Genomic DNA, 18,596 nt, shown 5'->3' on the forward strand with positions numbered 1-18,596 from the left:
CCCATGACCAACCCCTTCGACGATCAGGACGGCACCTTCCTCGTCCTCGTCAACGACGAGAACCAGCACTCGCTCTGGCCGCAGTTCGCGGACGTCCCGGCCGGCTGGACCGTCGCCCACGGCCCCGACACCCACGCCGCCTGCCTGGAGCACGTCGAGCAGGCCTGGACCGACATGCGGCCCAAGAGCCTCGCGGTCGCCATGGACGCCCAGCAGTAGCGGGCCGACGTGACCTCCACCGAAACACTGGACGGTGCCCGCGACGCCGCGGGCACCGCCCGGCCCGACGACCTCGCCGCGGCCCTGTTCACTCCCGAGGCCCGGCGGGATCCGTACCCCTTCTACGCCCGCATGCGGCGCGAGGACCCGGTCCACCGCAGCGCCCAGGGCGCCTGGTACCTCACCCGGTACGCCGACGTCGAGGCGGCGCTGAGCGACCTGCGGCTGTCCAACGACCGGGACCGGATGACCCGCGCCTACTGCGCGCTCGGCGGCGACCTCAAAGCCCTCAGCCGACTCACCGAGCGACTCGGCCGGGTGATGACCAACACCGACCCGCCGGACCACGCCCGGCTGCGCAAACTGGCCAACAGGGCCTTCACCGCCCGGCGCGTCGAGGCCCTGCGCGACGGCGTCCAGCGGATCGTCGACCGGCTCATCGACGAGGCGGTCGCGGCCGGGCCGACCATGGACCTGATCGAGGCGGTCGCCTCCCCGCTGCCGATGTCCGTCGTCTGCGAGCTCTTCGGCATTCCGGTCGAGGACCGACCGCAGGTCAAGAGCTGGTTTCGCCGCTTCGGCCGGCTCAGCGAGGACATCGACAAGTCCGAGGCGGCGATCGACCAGTACGAGGAGTACCTGTCCGGGCTCATCCGGCAGCGCCGACGTGAACCGGGCGACGACCTGATCAGCGCCCTGGTCGCCACCCAGACGCAGGACGACCGGCTCACCGACTCCGAACTGCTGTCCACCTGCTTCGTCCTGATCACCGCCGGCGACGAGACCACCACCCACCTGATCGGCAACGGAGTGCTGGCCCTGCTGCGCCACCCGGACCAGCTGGCCCGGCTGCGTGCGGACCCGGGCCTGATCCGCGGCGCCGTCGAGGAGCTGGCCCGCTACGACACGGTGACCCAGGCGATCGTCCGGGTCGTCGCGGAGGACCTGGAGATCGGCGGACGGGAGCTGGGGGAGGGCGAGCTGGTGTACCTGTTCCTCGGCGCGACCAACCGCGATCCCGAGCGCTTCGAGGGCCCCGACCGGCTCGACCTGTCCCGCCCCGGCAACCGGCACCTGAGCTTCGGCCACGGCCCGCACTTCTGCCTCGGCGGCCCGCTGGCCAAGCTCCAGGCGGAGGTGGCCGTCGGCACGCTGGTGCGCAGGCTCCCCGAGTTGCGGCTGGCCGACGGGGCGGTGCCGGACTGGCGGAACAACCCGCTGCAGCGGCGGCTGACCGCCCTCCCGCTCGCCTACTGACACGTGAACGACGACGAAGGAGAACCGACCATGGCCCGAGAGTTCGAGGTCCGCCGGGAGCAGTACCTGCCCGCCCCACCCGACCAGGTCTGGGACGCGGTCGCCACCGGCCCCGGCAACCTCGGCTGGCTCTATCCGATGGAGATCGAGCCGCGCGTCGGCGGGAAGGTCACCCGGGGAGATGCCACCGTCGTGGCGTGGGAGCCGCCGCACCACTTCGCCGTGCGGGCGACCCAGGACGGCGGGTTCTCCAACACGCTCAGCTACCGCATCGAGCCGGCCGACGGAGTCACGAGCCACCTGCGGATGGGAATCCACTGGGTGCACACGGGCATCGTCGACGACGCCTGGAACTGGGACGCCAAGACGGACGTGGCCGAGAAGTACATCGACTTCCACCAGCACGCCCTCGCAGAGTACCTCCGGCACTTCGCCGGCCGCCTCGCCGTCTACGTCAGGTCCCAGCACCCCGAACCCACCGCCGACCCAGCCGACTTCGCCGCCCTGCGCCGGCGCCTCGGCCTCGCCGACGACGCGGCCGTCGGCGACCGGTTCACGCTCCTCGCCCCCGGCCCGGACCACGACCCCGTGGAGGTGGTCGTCGACTGGCTCAGCACCGACTTCGTCGGCCTGCGAGGCCCGGATGCCCTGTACCGGTTCTTCAACGGCAGCACCTGGAACGTGCCGATCTGGCTCGGCCACCACCTGTTCGCCGAGCACACCGACGAGCAGCAGGCCACCAAGGCGTGGACCGCCTGGCTCAACGACACACGAACCCAGGAGCTCTGATGGAAACCTCCACTCAGACACTGCTCTTTGCCGCCGAACTCGTTGAGGAGAACGGCACCTACGCCCTCGTCGTCCAGGACGTGAGGAGAGGCACCGTCCAGACCACCGCGGTCCCCAAAGCCATGGTCGACAAGCTCCCGACCTTCCTCTCGGCGCTCACCGCCAAGCTCAACCCGGCGCCGCCACGCCGCCGCTGGTAGCCCGGGCCCGCATCGAACCCGGAGATTTCCGATGGGTCGGTCCGACTGCCCGAGTGAGTGGTATCGAGAACGCGCTGTACCGGCATGGTGATTGACCAAGCCAAGGTGCAGCCCACGCGGGGGAAGGCGCTTTCTGCTCGCTCTGCACGTCGATGGTGGCCTTGAGGCCGTCGTGTACGGTCACCTGCTGGGTGGCGTTCATCCGGCCACTCGGCGTCGCGCTTCCAGCCATCGCTGAACTTCTTCAGGGGAGAAGCGCATTTGCCGACCCACGCGGAAGCTCGGCATTCCTTCCTTTACGTGGTTGTCGTAGACCCAGGAATTCGGCTTGCCGAGAAAGGCGGCCGGCGTCCTCACGTCCCACATCGACGCGTGCATAGGGAACTCGCGTTCTCTTGCTTCGGCTGCTTGCGGATGTATGGATGGATAGGTGGATGGTAGTGAGGAACGGCGGCAGTCCCCCCGATGGGAGGAGGGACAAGTCCCAGGTGCGGTGGGCCGGTCAGCACGAAACCAGCACGCCGCACCCGAACGGACCGGAACGGACTCCAGTGGAAGCGGTACGGGCGGGGTCTGCTACCTCTACTGGCCCGCTGACCCGGCACCGCGTCAGCGCCGGGTTCTGAAGTCGCTCGGCTTGCTGTGAGCATGTGCGACGCCCTGGCCGCCGCGACCACCTGACGGCAGCGTTCCCGGCCGTTCCGGGTGAGGTGGCCGTACTTTGTCCACCATGACCTCGATCGAGCGATGCCTGAGCCGGCGAGACACCTCGCGGATGGACACGCCGCTCGTCGAGGTCACGGTGGCCCATGTGGTGTCGCACGTCGCGCGGATCGCATGCGGGCAGCCCGAGCCTCCTGACGGCCCGATCCCACGACTGACGCGGTAGCTCGGGTATGGCAGGCCGCCACGTGGCGCCTTCTCCATGCTTCCCCCCGCGAACTGAAGGGATTTGGGCTCGGTTCGTCCACGGGGAAGCTCCCATCGAGTCACTTCGCGAGTACGGAGGTGAGACGGAGCAATCGGTGGATGCGTCCGGCTCCCTCCACTCGCGCGGAGAGCACGACGTCCAGGAACTCAAGAGCCACTAGGGCAACGGCTCACCTCCGCTCGCGCGGACAGCACGGCCTTCAGCAGGCGGTCAAGAAGACGCAGGACGGCTCACCTCCGCTCGCGCGGAGAGCACATCTGCCCGTACGGGTGGCGCGGCACGACCTGCGGCTCACCTCCGCTCGCGCGGAGAGCACACGAGCGCGTCGTAGGGGGCCCGGCGTTCCGGCGGCTCACCTCCGCTCGCGCGGAGAGCACTCGTCCCCGATCGTGAACGTCTTGCGTGCGGGCGGCTCACCTCCGCTCGCGCGGAGAGCACGACGCACCATCCTCCGACAGCAGACCAACGGCCGGCTCACCTCCGCTCGCGCGGAGAGCACAGAGAGCGACGAAGAGATCACCGAACATAGGACGGCTCACCTCCGCTCGCGCGGAGAGCACCCTGTGTTCGTCGTGCCGCCCATGGTCCGGGGCGGCTCACCTCCGCTCGCGCGGAGAGCACTGACGAAGCCCCGCATGACCGGACGGGCCAGGCGGCTCACCTCCGCTCGCGCGGAGAGCACGCGTCAATCTCGTCAATGGTCAGAGACTCAAGCGGCTCACCTCCGCTCGCGCGGAGAGCACAGGGCGAGGAGCTCCGCTCCCGGCGGGTTGATCGGCTCACCTCCGCTCGCGCGGAGAGCACGCCGTGATGGTGGCACAGGAGTCCTCGGCGACCGGCTCACCTCCGCTCGCGCGGAGAGCACGACGAGAACCGCACCGGCTACAAGCGCGACAGCGGCTCACCTCCGCTCGCGCGGATAGCACACTCTCGCCTCACGATTGGCGAGAGCAACCAGCGGCTCACCTCCGCTCGCGCGGAGAGCACAACTCCTGCTTTTCCAGGCGGGTGCCGGCGTACGGCTCACCTCCGCTCGCGCGGAGAGCACTCGGCCTGGGTGGCAGTGCTGACGATGAGCGGCGGCTCACCTCCGCTCGCGCGGAGAGCACGACGCCGCGCCCGCCCGTGACGGACTGGTCTACGGCTCACCTCCGCTCGCGCGGAGAGCACCCCGTGCCAGGTGCACGAGGCGGACACGCCGGCGGCTCACCTCCGCTCGCGCGGAGAGCACTGGCGCGAACCTTGCGTGGAACTCCGCTTCGACGGCTCACCTCCGCTCGCGCGGAGAGCACGGCGGCGCGATCTTCACCATGACCGCGCTCACCGGCTCACCTCCGCTCGCGCGGAGAGCACGGTCGCAACATGCCGGGCCGCTGCGAAGACGCCGGCTCACCTCCGCTCGCGCGGAGAGCACAAACCCGTGCACACGATGATGGCCAGCATCGGCGGCTCACCTCCGCTCGCGCGGAGAGCACTGTTCGGGGTTCACGCACACGGTGTTGCCGCACGGCTCACCTCCGCTCGCGCGGAGAGCACCCTGGCGGTGCGAATCATTCAGCGCGCTGATGCGGCTCACCTCCGCTCGCGCGGAGAGCACCGAGGCGCTGCGCCCGGACGCAGCGTTCGAGGACGGCTCACCTCCGCTCGCGCGGAGAGCACCCTTCCTGACCTGGCACGTTAGAGAGGGTTTGCCACTTCTTGACTTTCTCGTTGGAAGGCGATCAGGGTGAGGCCGTCGAAGTCGAGGGCTTTGCGGCGGCGGGTGCCTGCTGTTCGTATTTGGAAGCCTTGTTCGTTGTCGGCTGGGTGGGTGAGGACTGCCATTCCGTCGTCGGTGCAGGCGGCGACGGCTGACCAGAGTTCGTCGCGGACCTTGGCCGAGACGGTGCCGACGTACAGCTCGGGTGTGACTTCGAGGAGCCAGCGGGTGAGGGCGCCGCGTAGGTGGTCGGGGACGGCGGTGGCCGAGATGACGATCATCGAGGACATGGGCCATGGCTTTCCGGTGTGCGGGTCACAGTGGTTTCCCGTGGTTGATGCCGGCGGGTACGGAGCCGGCGATCGGATCCCACAGGTCGACCAGTTGTTCTTCGGGGTCAGGGCATTCGTAGGTGTGGTTCGGGTCGAGGAGCTGCTGGATGTCGGTGACGATGCGGGGGAGCAGCTGGAAGAGGCGGAGTTCGTGGCGGAACGAGCGGCGTGCTTCGCCTTCGGGGCTGGATGACGCGTGCAGGGAGAAGGCGAGCGGGATGGTGAGTTCGGCTTTGTAGAGGTCCGCAATGTCGTACACGAAGGCTTGTTGGTTGCCGCTGTGGACGAAGCCGAGGGCCGGTGAGCAGCCGAGCGCGACGATTGCGGCGTGCACGATGCCGTAGAGGCAGGTGTTGGCCGAGGACAGAGCGAGGTTGACGGGGTCCTGGCTGTCCCAGGAGGCGGGGTCGTAGGCCCGGCGGAAGCGGCCGATCTTGTATTGGCGGGCGAGGAGTTGGTAGTGGGCTTTGACGCGTTGGCCTTCCATGCCGCGGAGCTTTTCGAGGCTGGTCCCACCGGTCGCGGTGCCGTCTCCGAAGCGGAGTTCGTACATGGCTTGAGCGAGGGCGAGGCGGTGGGAGTCGTTGGCCCAGGCGCGGGTCTGGCGTTCGAGCCAGAGGGTGGTGAGGGATTCGGGGACGGCCGCGGAGTAGCAGCGGACGCCTCCTGATCCGGCCGTGACGACGGTGGTGCCGTTTCTGGCGAAGGTGGCGAGGGCGCGCGCGGTGATGGAGGTACCGGGGCCGAGGAGGACGCAGCTGAGGGCTGCGGTGGGGAGATAGACGGTCTCTGTGCCTCGTTGTTCGCTGGTGACTTCCGCGCAGACTCCGGTGTCGTCCTGGTGGATGCGGACGATGTCGAGGTAGAGGAAGGAGAGGGAGTCGGCGATGCGGGGGAGCATGGCGACGGTGGGCGCGGCGAGTTTGCGCCGGGCGTTGCTGGTGGTGAGGGGCCTGGTCGTCGGGCGTGGGGTCACTGGGGCTGCCTCGCGGGGGCGATGCTGAGGAGGCCGCAGCCGTAAGCCTTGCCACGTCCGATGCCGTTGAGGATCTTCGTCCGGAGCAGGTCGGTGTCGATGATGGCCGCGGTGCCGTCGAACTGGACGCGGGCGTGGCGGATGCGCTGGGGCGGGGCGCCGTCGGAGTGGCGCTCTCCTCGTACGGCGTCCAGGGGGTGGGAGTGATGGGTGAGGGGTTTGAGGCCGCTGAGGTCGGCTTGGCGGAGCCACCATTCGTCGGCTGCCGTGCCGGTGAGTGCGACGACGGGTGGGAGGTTGTAGAGGGCGCGGGTGGTGGCGCCGGGTTTACGGACGGGGCTGGCGACGCAGCGGTAGCGGATGGTGAGGCCGGGGCGGATGGCGTCAATAAGGGCGTCGAGGGGGCGGGTGAGGGCGGATCCGTAGCCGTCGGGGAGGCGGCTGGTGTCAGGTTCGTGCGTGGACTGGACGAGCAGATGCGACCCGGTGGGGGTGTCTTCGGCGCGGAAGAGGACTCCGAAGCGGGCGCGGGGGTCGGGGCCGGCGTCGGACGGGAAGAGGCCCATGATGCGGCGGTGCATGCCGATGGGGCCGCTGAGGTCGCGGCGGGCGTCCCGGGAGCGGGTGTCAGGGACGATCCGGGTGAGCCAGAGGGTCATCGTCGGCTCCCTTCGGTGGTGTGCAGCCGGGTGTCGAGGTAGTGGCCCAGTGCGGTGAGCTGCTCCCTTCCGAGTCCGGCGAACTGGGAGGGCGGGAGGAGCAGGGTGCGCCGGTACAGCGGCCGGGCACGGTAGGCGCGTTGGCGGGGGTGGTAGCTGACGGGTTGGTCGTTGAGTTCGCCGGAGGGGTGGGAACCGTCCTCGTCCGTGTCGCTGGTCGTGTGGGCCGGGGCGGGCAGCTGGTTCAGCGGGCGGTCCGCCAGGAAATCCACCGGCCTGCCTCCCGGCCCGGGGCCGGTGGTCGGGCGGGCGGCGAGGGGCAGGTGGATGAGGTGGTGCAGTGCGTCGTCGCTCTGCCCGAGTAGTACGGGGCCTTCGGGTGGGCAGGAGCGTCGCCCGAGGTGTAGGGGCCACCGGGGGCTGCGCAGGGCGTCGGCGCAGCGGCCGAGGAGTGCGCGGTCCTCGGCATTGGGCCGGGGTGTGGTGAGGGCGAGGGTGAAGGCGGCGTCGGCGAGGTAGTAGCGGTGGGTGAGAAGGGTGCCGGTGTCGCCGGTGCGCTTCTTGCCTTCGGCCGTGGTCACGGTGGCTTTGGCGGGGAGTCCGCCGCCGACGGTGTGCAGGTCGCGCAGCATCACGCCGGGTCGGTCGGTGCGCACCGTCATGTGCAGTGATGTGAGGTCGTTGATGGGCTGGTCGCGGCGTCGTCCGAGGGCTGAGGCGAGGAGGCCGATGATGCCGGAGCGGGTGGGGAAGGCGGCGGTGTCGCGTTCGTTGAAGTGGCTGTGCAAGCCCCAGGACTGGAGAGGGCCGGTCAGGCGGAGGAGAAGTCCCGGTTCGGGGTCGGGGAGGAGGGCGCTCATGCTGCGCCTCCGGCGGGGTACGCGGTCAGAGCGCTGTCGAGGGCGGCATCGATGAGAGTGTCGAAGCTGGTGCGGCGGGTGCCGAGCCCGTCGAGGCCCTTGGTGTCGACTCCGGCCCAGCCGGATTCGAGGATGCCGCCGGTGCCGAGGAGGCGGTTGGCGGCCTCGGCGTACTCGGAGAGGGCGGTGCGGGAGGCGCCTGCGAAGCCGCCCTGCCCGGACGCGGCGACCGGGCTTTCGAACGCCGCGGCGTACGAGAGGGGCCGGTCGGCGCGTACGGAGATGTGGGCGAGGTCGGGAATGGTGTGGGGAGCCGTGGAGTTCTTCTTCGCCTGGGGCAGGGACAGGATGAACGCGCTGAGGAAGGCGGCAGAGAGTTCGCGGAGTTCGGCGGGGTTCTCGCCGATGTTGGCGGCGAGGTCGCGGAGGTCGATGGTGGCGTACCGGTAGAAGGTGCCGGCGCTGAATTCGGTGTGGCCCATATGGCCGCTGCCGGTCTGGTCGCCCCAGTGGGCGGTGACGTCGTCCACGGCGGAGAAGTAGTCGAGTTCGACGTCGGTTTCGTGGGTGGTGAGGGCATGGGCGACCTGGACGGCGCCGTCGACACCGGCACTGTCGACCTCGGCGAGCATGCGGCCGAAAACGTTGATGACGCCGTTGCGGGAGCGGAGGACCGCCTCGACCCGGTCCGCGGGCAGGACGCTCTTGTCCGCGGGCTTCTTGATGTCCTTCGCCGCCTGCAGTGCCTCGCGGTACTCCTCGGCCAGACCGGCGAGTTCGGCGACGGCGCTCTCGGGGACGTAGACCATGGCGTTGGTGAGGACCTTGTTGGGGACGCTCTGTTTGGGGTCTGCCGGGTTCTTCGCGAGTTCGAACTTGATGCTGCTGGCCGCAGCCGTATGCGCCCCCGCCTTCTCGGCGAGATCCAGCGGCCACTCCCTATCCTCGGCGAGGAGGCGGGTGACGCGCTCGCCGATGCGGCGGGTACGCAGGGCAGCCTGGCCGATGCGGTCCTCGAACACGCCGCGGACAGCGCGCTTCCAGGACTGGCTGCTGACCCGGGTGCGCAATACATTGCCGAACTGCACCGTTTTGACGGAGTTCGTGTCGTCCCGGTTCAGGTTGGCGAACGGGACGCTCTGGATGATGTGGATGTCGATGAAACGGGCGGCCATGGGCATGCTGCTACTCCCTCGTACGGATGCGTGTGATGGGTGTGTTGCGTCATCACGTGGTCGGTGGGGGTGCGGTCAGGGGGAGACGGAGGCCGCCGTCGAATCTGCCGAAAGGTCTTCCTCATCGGCTTCGTCGGCCTGCTGCGCGGCGTCCTTGTCCCTCAGCCGGTAGAAGTCCTGGAGCCAGGTGCGGGAGATCCGCCCGGAGCGCCGGCGCCAGTTGCCGATGTCGTCGAGCAGTTGCGCCCAGTCGACGTCCACGCCCAGCGAGCGCAGGTACCCGACGGAGGCGGGAAGGTGTCGGTGCAGGCCGGTGACGCTCTGGCGGGTGAGGAGGTTGAGACGGCTCTCCGCGGTGCCTGCCCGCATTTCCTTCTCCCTTCCCGGCCCCTCGGTGACGGCGGTGGCGAACGCCGTGCCGAGACTGGTGCGTCGCCGCACTGCGCTGCGGGAGGGCTCGTGTTCGTCGGGCTGTACGGGGCCTGCGGCCGTGTGATCCGGTGCCGCGGGCGCGCTGCGAGGCTGGGCCGCGATCATCGCGGCGACCGCGTAGTACGCCCGCTCCACGTCCACGGAGCGCTGTTCGGGCAGCCACGGGGCGACCAGGCGGTGCATGCGCCCTACCGAGTCGAGATCCTTCCGCAGCCCGCTGCGTAACGCACTGCGGGCGCCGGCGTCTTCGCGGCAGACCCGCTCGACCCAGTTGGTGTACGCGCGCGAGCGGCCGGCCCGCGGTGTGCCGTTCTGCTGTGGGATTTTCCCGGTCGCCGTATCCGGTGGGCCGGTGACGTCGCTGGTGGACGGTGGGGGAGTAGTCGTCATCCGGTGGGCTCCTTGGTCTTCGCGCGGGGGCCGGGCGCGGTCGCCCGGTTCTTCGGGGTTCCGCCGTAGAGGTCGATGCGGGCTTGCGAGACGGCTTTCGCGCCGCGCAGGGTGCGGGTGACGGGTTCGGTCACCGCGTCGTACGCCTCCTCGGCCAGGCGCAGGAACGCCCGACGGGTGGCTGTCGGGTCGAAACCGCCGTCGGCGACGTCGCCGGTGCGGTCCAGGAGGCGAAACCGTGCCCAGAACTCGGCCTCGGCGCGAGGCCAGTACCGGGCGCCGGCCTCCGCGGCCCAGGCCGCGCCATCCGCCTTGGCGTCCCTGACATAGGCGGCCCAGGCGCGTTTGACCGCCCGGTCCAGGCGGCGCCCGTACAGTTCGCCGAACTGCCGCAGACGACCCACCGCGGGGACAGTGCGGGCGTCGTTGCGCTCGGCGAATCCGAGGACGGCCGGGGTGCCGGCGTCGATGAACTGTGTGTCCTTGGCCTGCCCCTCCTGGTCGAAGCCGAGTGCCCGGACCCGCAGGTCCCCGGACACCTCCACCGCACTGTGGAACACCCGAGGCTGCTGCGGGTGTGCGCTGCCTGCGGGCGGATGCTGCAGCAGCAGGGCGTCCAGGTCACGCCACAGCGCCCGGCCGGCGTCGGCGGGGCGCGGGTAGCGGTTGCCCTGCTGGCTGACCTGCCAGATCAGGTAGTCGTCCTCCCGCGGCATCCGTTCACCCCGATAGGCCCAGGTGATGAACGCGTCCCGCACATGGGCGCCGTCCTCGTCCGGAACCAGGAGCAGCGCGTGCTGGGAGCGGCCGGTGTGCCGGGAACGCGGCCCGCGGGATGTCCGCGGCGGACTGTCCGGATCGGGCAGTTCGTCCTGCTCCCACGGGCACAGGTCCTCTTCCCCGACCACGCCGGTCTCCGGCGGCACCAGACCGGCGAGCAGCGTCTCGAAGAGGGACGTGCCTTCGGGGTGGTAGGACAAAGCGGTCCGCAGCGGACCGGCGGTGGCGCTCGCGCTCTTCACTCCGTTCACTTCGCGCGACGAACAGCGGCCGGACGGGCCGTAGTAGTGCCACACCAGGAGACTGAGGAAGGCTTCGGACGCGGTGGGCGGCTCGGCTGCGGTGTCCGAGTCGTGCCGGAACCAGGAGTGGTTGTTGCCCGAAGGCCGGGTGACGATGAGCTTGTTGACGCCGGCGGTGTTCGTGGCGTCGCACTGGTCTGCCAGCCGGGGATCCTGCATCCACGGGCGACCACCAGGGGCGAACAGGAAGAACCGGTCCTCGAACTCTCTGAAGTACGCGTCGACCTCTTTGGGCGGAAGCCGGCCGGCGTCGAGAACGTCCAGCCGACGTTCGTCCCAGTCGCCTTCAGGGCCTTGCTCGGTCAGGCCGGCCACCCGGGAAGTGAGTGCGTAGAGGATGCGGAGCAAAGCCGCGTGCGCGGGCGCGTCGGCCACGGTGAGGGACTCGATGTCGTGGCTGCGCAGCAAGAGTTCGCGCAGCCCCACCCGGTCCGGGAACCCGCCCGCGGCAGAGGCGGCGCTGCCGGGTTTCCAGCGCACGGGGACGCACGGCCGGTCGATCAGGTTGTATGTGCCAGTCGGCATGGATGCGTCCTGTCCTCATCGCGAAGGTGCTGGGCTGGATCGGAGGCCGCCGTCCCCCGCCGCGCATGTTGTCGTCGTCCCCTGCCGTGCATGTCGTCGGCGTCCCTGCCTTCCACGCCGGGCAGCCTTCCGGGCAGGGTGGCGGGTGGTGACAACTCGGCTACGGAGGGCCCCACTTGGAAAGTAGTGGAAATGCGTGAGTCGTGTGACCGAAACGTGAAGACGTTACTCGGCTTCGAGGCCGACCTCGGATATGGAGACCGTGTAGCGCCCATGCCGGCACTTCCAGGTTCCGCTCCCGACGGGGACCATGCGCAGCAGAACGAGGTCACGAAGCGAAGGATGTGTCCCCCACTTCTCCGGGACAGTGCCGGCGGGCCCGCCGCCCCGTAGCCATCGCCCCGGCACCGGTGCCACCCGCCGCGCGACATCGGCCAGCTCCGCCGCTTCGAGGCCGTGACGGCCCCCGGCAGGGACCGGGGTCTTGCCTTCCGGGTCGAGTGTCACCGCCCCGTCTGCCTGTTCGTACAGGCAGAGCACCCGGCCGGTGTCGGCACCGAGACGGGTCGTCAGCAACTCCTCGGTCACCCCCGCCTCCCGCAGGGACAGCTTGCTGAGATCGCCCTTCACGTCCGCAGGTGCGCAGATGCCGGTCCAGGCCGCCAGATGCCTCTCGGCCGCCTCGCCCGCCGCACGCGCCTCGTCCAGCCGGACCAGCTCCTCAAGGGCAGCGCCTTCCAGGTGGTCGACGAAGCCGTCCTCGTACACCTTGTCCACCAGCCGCTGCACATCTCTGGGAACCGCGATGCAGTCCCGCGCGCACTCCGCCAGGATCAGCGAGGTGCGCCTGAGCAGCCCCGCGTCATAGACCGTTCCCCACGAGCGGGGGACGGAGCCGTCGGGTGCGGCCAGGGGATCGAGTACCACCAGCTCCGGCTCGTCCTCCGCCGCCGCCCACCGAGGCCGGCCGAGAAGACCGCGTTCGTGCCGTCGCCCACGTCCGGCACGCTGCAACAGCTGTGCCAGCGGGGCGAGGTCGCTCACCACCAAGTCGAAATCGAAGTCCAGGGACTGCTCCACCACCTGCGTCGCCACGAGCACCGACGCCGGACGTGCGGCAACCATTCCCACGGAGGGCCGGGGCTTTCCGTACGCACTCTCACAGTGGGCCGTGATGGAAGCCCGCACATCCGCGGGGAACCGGGAGTGCAGCAACCGCAACCCGCCGGGACGTGCCGCGAGGTCGGGAAACGCCGCCCGCACATCCCGGTACGTCTGCTGGGCCTCGGCCACCGTCGTGCAGCACACCAGTGCCGTACCGCCCTCCGCGGCGACAGGAGCCAGTACGTCCCGCAACGCCGCACGCCGACCGCCTTCCCGGACCGGAGCACCACCCGACTCCGCGGTGTCCCACACCACCGGCCGACGCGACACCTTCAACGTCCGGGCACGGTTGCTCGCGGTACTCCGTGCAGCCGAAACCTCCCCCGAGACCCCGCTCGCGAACAGCCAGCCCGGATACCGCGGAACCACACGGGACGGCTCCGAGAACCCAGCACCACGCCGGTACGCGTCCACCAGCGAACCGGCCGAACGGCCCGTCAGCGTGGCCGACAGCAGCACGACCGGGGCGCCCACAGCACCCAGCCACTCCAGGAGCCGCACGAGGAGCTGATGCATCCACGGGCCGTACGCGTGCGCCTCATCGACCACGAACACCTTGTCCGACAAACCGAACAGCCGCAACGCGTTGTACCGCAGAGGCAGCACAGCACTCAGCGCCTGGTCGATCGTGCCCACGCCCAGCGGGGCGAGCAGCCCGCGCTTCGAGCCCCGCAGCCACCCGTCCGCCTCGACCGCCGACCCCCTCTCAGTGCTCACCAGGCCCTCGCCGACCGGGGTTTCGAACGCAGCCGACGTGTCCCCGCTGCCCGCGGTACTCAGCCATGCCATCGAATGCAACAGCATCAACGCACGCTCCCCGGACAGGGCCCGAGAGGCGAACGCCTCTACCCGCGGCAGCATCGCGTCCGCCGTACCCATCGTCGGCAGCGCGAAGTACACCCCCCGTGCACCCGCCTCCCGCCCCAGCAACGAGGCCGCGAACAACGCCGCCTCGGTCTTCCCGTCACCCGTTGGCGCCGTCACCAGCACCAGCCCCGACCCGTGCTCATCGACCATCCCGGGAAGATGCTCCACAAGATCCCGCTGCAGGCTGTTGGGAGCGAAGGGGAACATCGCACCGAACTCCTCGGCCGAGAACCGAGCCCGGCCCAACCGTGCCGCCCGCACCAACTCCGGCGCGGCCTTCACCGCTGCCCGCCAGTGCGCGTCGACCTCCGCAGCCGTACCCGACCAGCCAGGGCCTGGGATACGCGGCTCGATTGCGGACGTCTGGCTCGCCAGCCAGTCCGCCACCACGACCAAGCCGCTCACCACCACCGCCAACCCGGCCGGCAGCCCGCTCAGAGGAACGGTGAACGCACCCATGGCCCGCCGAAGCTCCTGAAAGTGCGCTCGACGCTGACCAGCCCAACCCCGCTTTCCCAGGCCCGGGTTGTAGTCGCCGGCCTGCGCTACCTGCTTCGCCTGCAACACCGCCCCGAAAAGGCCGTGATGACCACCCAGCAGTTGTGCGATCTGATGCCCCACGGACTTTCGGAGCAGGCGCCCGCCACTGGGATAGCCCGCCTCCTCGAACAGTTCGGAAAGGGACCAGTGAGATGCGATCTCGTGGCGAAAGGCCTTCTCGTTCTCGGCGCCCGGCGCGCTGACGTAGGCGGGATCGTCGCGAACTGGTGCGTAGCAGGCGGGAACCTGAGCCTGGAACGGGGGCGTGATCTTGCCGATGTCATGCAACCCTGCCCAGAACGAAACCACCGTGCGCGCCTCCACCGCGCTCAGGCCGAGTGCATCTGCAATGGCAGCTCTGGACCTGTCGCTCAGAATGACATCCCAAAGCTCCTGGAACACCGCCCCGGTGTCGAGGAGATGGCACATCACCGGATAGGGCCGCGACAGCCCGTTCTCCTTCCCCCACATACGAGCATCCAGAAAACAGTCTCCCGAGTCTCCAGCCCGGTCGCGCTTCACCATGTCCTCAGAGATAGCACCCCGTACTGACAACAGCCCCAAATAGCCCAATGTGCTTGCGATTTGAGGACCGGGCCTTACACTCGCTGCGCGACGACGAAGAATTGAGATGCATGCACGACGAGACTCGGCAAAGAAACTGCAAAGTGGTCAGATAAGGGCAGGTCGCGAAGGGTGGTCTCCGCGCGAGCGGAGGTGAGCCGTGGGACGTCGTCGGCCGACCCGGGTCGTCCGAGTGGTCTCCGCGCGAGCGGAGGTGAGCCGTTCGCGAGCGTCGCCAGGGCGCCGGTCGCCAGGTGGTCTCCGCGCGAGCGGAGGTGAGCCGTCTGGACACTATCTGGACGCAGCGCTCAAAGCGTGGTCTCCGCGCGAGCGGAGGTGAGCCGCGGCCGGCGACTTCGCCAATAGGACGACGGCCGTGGTCTCCGCGCGAGCGGAGGTGAGCCGCGGGAGCGGACGCCTCGCGAGGAGCTGCGGGAGTGGTCTCCGCGCGAGCGGAGGTGAGCCCCCACGCACGCGGCCCTCGACGCCGCCAACACCGTGGTCTCCGCGCGAGCGGAGGTGAGCCGACTCGCCCATGACAAGGCAGCAAGGGCTACTTGTGGTCTCCGCGCGAGCGGAGGTGAGCCCTGGGGCTGTTCGTGGACATGCCCCTGTCCTGCGTGGTCTCCGCGCGAGCGGAGGTGAGCCCCATCCCGCCCAGCCGGCACATACGCACCACCTGTGGTCTCCGCGCGAGCGGAGGTGAGCCGTACCAGCAGGCCATGACGAAGCTGCCGCCGGAGTGGTCTCCGCGCGAGCGGAGGTGAGCCGACGTGCACACCGTGCTGCGCCCGGGTGGTGTCGTGGTCTCCGCGCGAGCGGAGGTGAGCCGTGGAAGATGAAGACGGAGACACTCTCGTCGAAGTGGTCTCCGCGCGAGCGGAGGTGAGCCGGCCGGATACATGGCCGCGGGTATCCCGGAGGCGTGGTCTCCGCGCGAGCGGAGGTGAGCCGATCCTTCACCCCGATTGGGACGACACCGCCGTGTGGTCTCCGCGCGAGCGGAGGTGAGCCGCGTCGTCACCGTTGGGCACCCCGTAGAAGTCGGTGGTCTCCGCGCGAGCGGAGGTGAGCCGTAGCTACCGATGTCCGCGGTGAGGATCGCCAGGTGGTCTCCGCGCGAGCGGAGGTGAGCCGCCCATTCGCCTTCGGAGTGGTGGGGCGACTTCGTGGTCTCCGCGCGAGCGGAGGTGAGCCGACAAGAGCTTCCTCGCCGCAGTCAACGGCGGTGTGGTCTCCGCGCGAGCGGAGGTGAGCCGCTCGGCGAACAGCACGAGCGAGCCCGGCAAGCGTGGTCTCCGCGCGAGCGGAGGTGAGCCGCAGGCCACCAGCGACGCGTACCTGCAGACGCAGTGGTCTCCGCGCGAGCGGAGGTGAGCCGATGGGTGACCAGCGGGGCACGTCGCACGAGTAGTGGTCTCCGCGCGAGCGGAGGTGAGCCGCTCTTCCCCGAGTACAAGGCCGCGCTGGCGTCGTGGTCTCCGCGCGAGCGGAGGTGAGCCGTTCCCCGGCGGCGCTGCGGGCCTGGGATGCCAGTGGTCTCCGCGCGAGCGGAGGTGAGCCGGTCATGACCACTCTCGGGGTGATCGCCTCTACGTGGTCTCCGCGCGAGCGGAGGTGAGCCGCTCATCACCTCCGTCAAGGAACTCGGTGTCGAGTGGTCTCCGCGCGAGCGGAGGTGAGCCGGACGAGTTCAAGGGTTGGTCTGACGCCCTGGCGTGGTCTCCGCGCGAGCGGAGGTGAGCCGCGCGGCGCACCTCCCGTCGGCCCGGCGAGATGCCCCGCTCTCCGGGCCCGGTTCGGTTGTCGAGGCCCGGAAGGCGGGAACGGTGGGGAGTGGTGGGGTCAGGAGCGGCAGGTTGCCTTCATCTGCGCGGCGGCGTGATGGGCCGTTTCCCAGCCGTTGGACCAGTCGTCACCCCGGTCGAGCAGCTTCACACCGATTGTGGAGCCCTTCATGGTGAAGGTGCCCGCGTTGACCCACTGGCCGCGGTGCGCCACCTGGTTGATCGTGAAGCTGCTGTACTTGGTCGTACGGTCGTTGGCGTTCACCAGCACGTGGTACGTCGTGGGGTGCCCGCCCACGTACAGCGTCGTGTTGCTGTTCGGGACGAACACGGAGATCTGGCAGGTACGGGCTGTGGTGCCGGGCTTCCACCACCACTTGACGCGGCTGTCGGCATCGACGGCGGTGTCCCCGGACATTGGAACGGCGGCGTAGCTTCCGTTGCACCCGTCCCCCGTCCAGCCGCCGGACGAGCGGGTGTACCAGCCGCCGGTTCCCTCGGTGAAGTAGCCGTCCTGCTGGTAGCCGCCACCGGCGGGGGTGGCACAGCCGTGACCCGCGACGCCGGTGTAGACGACGGTCGACACGGGGGCGCTCTTCTGTGTGGTGCCGGTCGATGTGCTGGACGATGTGCTGCCCGTGCCGGTTGTTCCGGTTGTGCCCGTGCCGGCCTTCCCGGTCGTGGTCTTCACGTCGCCGGTGGACTTCTCTCCCGAGGCATCCGCGCCTGCGGAGCTCCCGCCTGCCGAGCTCCCGCCTTCGTTGATCGGTCCGGACCCGTGCGCGCCGTCGGCGGAGGAGCTGTCGGCCTTGCCGTCACGCCCGGCGGCCGACTCCTTGCCGGGGGAGTCGCGCGGCGAGGGGGTCGCGGACGCGTAGGCGCCTGGTATGCCGCTCTGGCCCGAGCCGAGAACGGTACCGGGGGCCTCGCCGTTCGCGGCGTCACGCTTGCCGTCGTCGCCGTCGCCCACGTGGACCAGGAACGGGACCGCCACGAGCAGGACACCGGCGATGGCGGCTCCCGCGAGCAGCGCCTTGTTCGGCCGGCCCGCCTTCTCGGGTGCTTCGGCGTCGGTCGTGGTGGAGGTGGCGGTGGAAGTGGACTCTTCCTCCTCCTCCGAGGTGGCGGTCTCCGCTGTGCTTCCGGCGGCGGCGGCGGTGGCTGTGGCAGTGGTGGCGGTTGCGGTGGAAGCCTCTGCGCTTCCGGTCTTGTTCTGTGCTTCCTCCTCTCCTTCCCCCTTCGTCTCAGGCGCCCGCCCGGCTTCGGACGCGCCGGCGGCCGTCCCCACGGACGCGGACGCCGTCTTCGCCTCTCCCTCGGCCGCCTCTTCCCGGGGAGCTGACGGTCGTGCCGCGTTCGTCGTGCCGCGCTTCGCCGGTGCGGTCCGTGCTGAGGGCCCGGCCGCGCCGGTGGCCTCCGCGGTGGCGTGGGTCTCCGGCGCGGAGGCGGTCGTTGATTCTTCGTTCCTGGACGTGGTCATGGGGTCCTCTGGGTGACAGAACTGGTGGGGAGGGGGTGGAGTGAGCCGGTGGAACCGGCAGGAGCGGCGGTGCCGATGGCGTCGAGCAGCTGACGGGTGTCCAGCAAGAGGCGTGCGGGGCCTGCCGGGTTGACCGAGAGACGGCCTTCGTCGGGAGCGATGCGCCGTACGAGGTCGGCGACCGCGATGGTGTCGTGTGCCAGCGCCCCCTCGAACGGCTGGTGGGGCGGGGCGGTGAAGACCGGCACCGCGGGTGCGCCGTCCGAACCGGAGACTGTCAGCGGGCCGCCGTCCGGTGCCCGGAGCACCGTCACTTCCGCTCCGGCCAGTGCTTCCACGACATCGTCCAGTGGCCCGTATCCGGTGACGGCCAGCTGCACGGCGGCATCCACCGGATCGGTGGGATCCCGCCAGCCCAGTGCGAGCGGCGACGGCCGATAGTCGTCGTTGGGCTGCCACGCGACGACCTCGCCGTCGAGCCCCGAACGCCATTCCCCGGCCACGGCCCAGGGCGGGGGCGGGGCCGTGGCCGGCCAGCCGGGGTCGACCACACCGATCCAGTGGTCGGGGGCCTCCCGCGCGGCCTGACGGACGTGATCGGGTATGGGCGGGAGGGCCTGGCCGGCCGGCCCGTCGGTGTTCTGCATCTGTGTGCCTCTGTCCGTGTC

At 70.0% G+C, this 18,596-nt stretch carries 15 protein-coding genes and 2 CRISPR repeat arrays; of the genes, 5 read left to right on the forward strand and 10 right to left on the reverse strand.

Features of this window, described 5'->3' with window-relative positions:
* Positions 1-3 precede the first annotated feature (3 nt).
* The 5 genes from ACFVUT_RS05425 (at position 4) to ACFVUT_RS05445 (ending at position 3,354) form a co-directional block, all read left to right on the forward strand.
* On the forward strand, positions 4-219 hold the full coding sequence (locus ACFVUT_RS05425; protein ID WP_389647527.1) for an MbtH family protein: 216 nt from the start codon (positions 4-6) through the stop codon (positions 217-219).
* Between the two features lie 9 nt (positions 220-228).
* Complete coding sequence (locus ACFVUT_RS05430) at positions 229-1,476, forward strand: cytochrome P450 (RefSeq protein ID WP_389647530.1); 1,248 nt, start codon at positions 229-231, stop codon at positions 1,474-1,476.
* Between the two features lie 30 nt (positions 1,477-1,506).
* On the forward strand, positions 1,507-2,265 hold the full coding sequence (locus ACFVUT_RS05435; RefSeq protein WP_389647533.1) for an SRPBCC domain-containing protein: 759 nt from the start codon (positions 1,507-1,509) through the stop codon (positions 2,263-2,265).
* On the forward strand, positions 2,265-2,465 hold the full coding sequence (locus ACFVUT_RS05440; RefSeq protein ID WP_389647536.1) for a hypothetical protein: 201 nt from the start codon (positions 2,265-2,267) through the stop codon (positions 2,463-2,465). The genes ACFVUT_RS05435 and ACFVUT_RS05440 overlap by 1 nt, the downstream gene beginning before the upstream one ends.
* Positions 2,466-3,195: 730 nt before the next feature.
* Positions 3,196-3,354 carry a hypothetical protein gene (locus tag ACFVUT_RS05445; protein WP_389647539.1) on the forward strand — a complete coding sequence of 53 codons (159 nt, stop codon included), beginning with the start codon at positions 3,196-3,198 and terminating at the stop codon, positions 3,352-3,354.
* Positions 3,355-3,500: 146 nt separating this feature from the next.
* A CRISPR array of direct repeats spans positions 3,501-5,055; the repeat unit is 29 nt; unit sequence CGGCTCACCTCCGCTCGCGCGGAGAGCAC.
* Between the two features lie 18 nt (positions 5,056-5,073).
* Here ACFVUT_RS05445 and cas2e read toward each other — a convergent pair.
* The 10 genes from cas2e to ACFVUT_RS05495 form a co-directional block, all read right to left on the reverse strand.
* Entirely contained in the window at positions 5,074-5,385 is a 312-nt protein-coding gene (cas2e, locus tag ACFVUT_RS05450) for a type I-E CRISPR-associated endoribonuclease Cas2e (protein ID WP_389647542.1), read from the reverse strand.
* Positions 5,386-5,410: 25 nt separating this feature from the next.
* Entirely contained in the window at positions 5,411-6,328 is a 918-nt protein-coding gene (gene cas1e / locus ACFVUT_RS05455) for a type I-E CRISPR-associated endonuclease Cas1e (protein WP_389647730.1), read from the reverse strand.
* A gap of 71 nt (positions 6,329-6,399) precedes the next feature.
* Positions 6,400-7,062: a type I-E CRISPR-associated protein Cas6/Cse3/CasE gene (cas6e, locus tag ACFVUT_RS05460; RefSeq protein ID WP_389647545.1), complete on the reverse strand. Its 663-nt coding sequence runs from the start codon at positions 7,060-7,062 to the stop codon at positions 6,400-6,402.
* Complete coding sequence (gene cas5e, locus ACFVUT_RS05465; protein ID WP_389647548.1) at positions 7,059-7,922, reverse strand: type I-E CRISPR-associated protein Cas5/CasD; 864 nt, start codon at positions 7,920-7,922, stop codon at positions 7,059-7,061. Before cas5e ends, cas6e begins: the two co-directional genes overlap by 4 nt.
* Positions 7,919-9,103 (reverse strand): type I-E CRISPR-associated protein Cas7/Cse4/CasC, encoded by a 1,185-nt coding sequence (cas7e, locus tag ACFVUT_RS05470; protein WP_389647551.1) that lies wholly within the window; start codon positions 9,101-9,103, stop codon positions 7,919-7,921. Before cas7e ends, cas5e begins: the two co-directional genes overlap by 4 nt.
* A 69-nt stretch (positions 9,104-9,172) precedes the next feature.
* The gene (gene casB, locus ACFVUT_RS05475; protein ID WP_389647555.1) at positions 9,173-9,919 is read right to left on the reverse strand and encodes a type I-E CRISPR-associated protein Cse2/CasB; all 747 of its coding nucleotides are present in this window, start codon (positions 9,917-9,919) and stop codon (positions 9,173-9,175) included.
* A complete protein-coding gene (gene casA / locus ACFVUT_RS05480) occupies positions 9,916-11,526 on the reverse strand; it encodes a type I-E CRISPR-associated protein Cse1/CasA (RefSeq protein ID WP_389647558.1) in 1,611 nt (536 codons plus the stop codon). The genes casB and casA overlap by 4 nt, the downstream gene beginning before the upstream one ends.
* Before the next feature lie 225 nt (positions 11,527-11,751).
* Entirely contained in the window at positions 11,752-14,622 is a 2,871-nt protein-coding gene (cas3, locus tag ACFVUT_RS05485) for a CRISPR-associated helicase Cas3' (RefSeq protein WP_389647561.1), read from the reverse strand.
* Positions 14,623-14,793: 171 nt separating this feature from the next.
* Positions 14,794-16,408: a CRISPR direct-repeat array (repeat unit 29 nt; unit sequence GTGGTCTCCGCGCGAGCGGAGGTGAGCCG).
* 98 nt (positions 16,409-16,506) lie between these two features.
* Positions 16,507-17,928, reverse strand: coding sequence for a hypothetical protein (locus tag ACFVUT_RS05490; protein ID WP_389647564.1), 1,422 nt, complete (start codon positions 17,926-17,928; stop codon positions 16,507-16,509).
* Positions 17,925-18,575, reverse strand: coding sequence for a type VII secretion system-associated protein (locus tag ACFVUT_RS05495; RefSeq protein ID WP_389647567.1), 651 nt, complete (start codon positions 18,573-18,575; stop codon positions 17,925-17,927). The genes ACFVUT_RS05490 and ACFVUT_RS05495 overlap by 4 nt, the downstream gene beginning before the upstream one ends.
* Between the last annotated feature and the right edge of the window lie 21 nt (positions 18,576-18,596).

It is taken from the genome of Streptomyces sp. NPDC058051 (genome assembly GCF_042885475.1).
Lineage (GTDB): Bacteria > Actinomycetota > Actinomycetes > Streptomycetales > Streptomycetaceae > Streptomyces.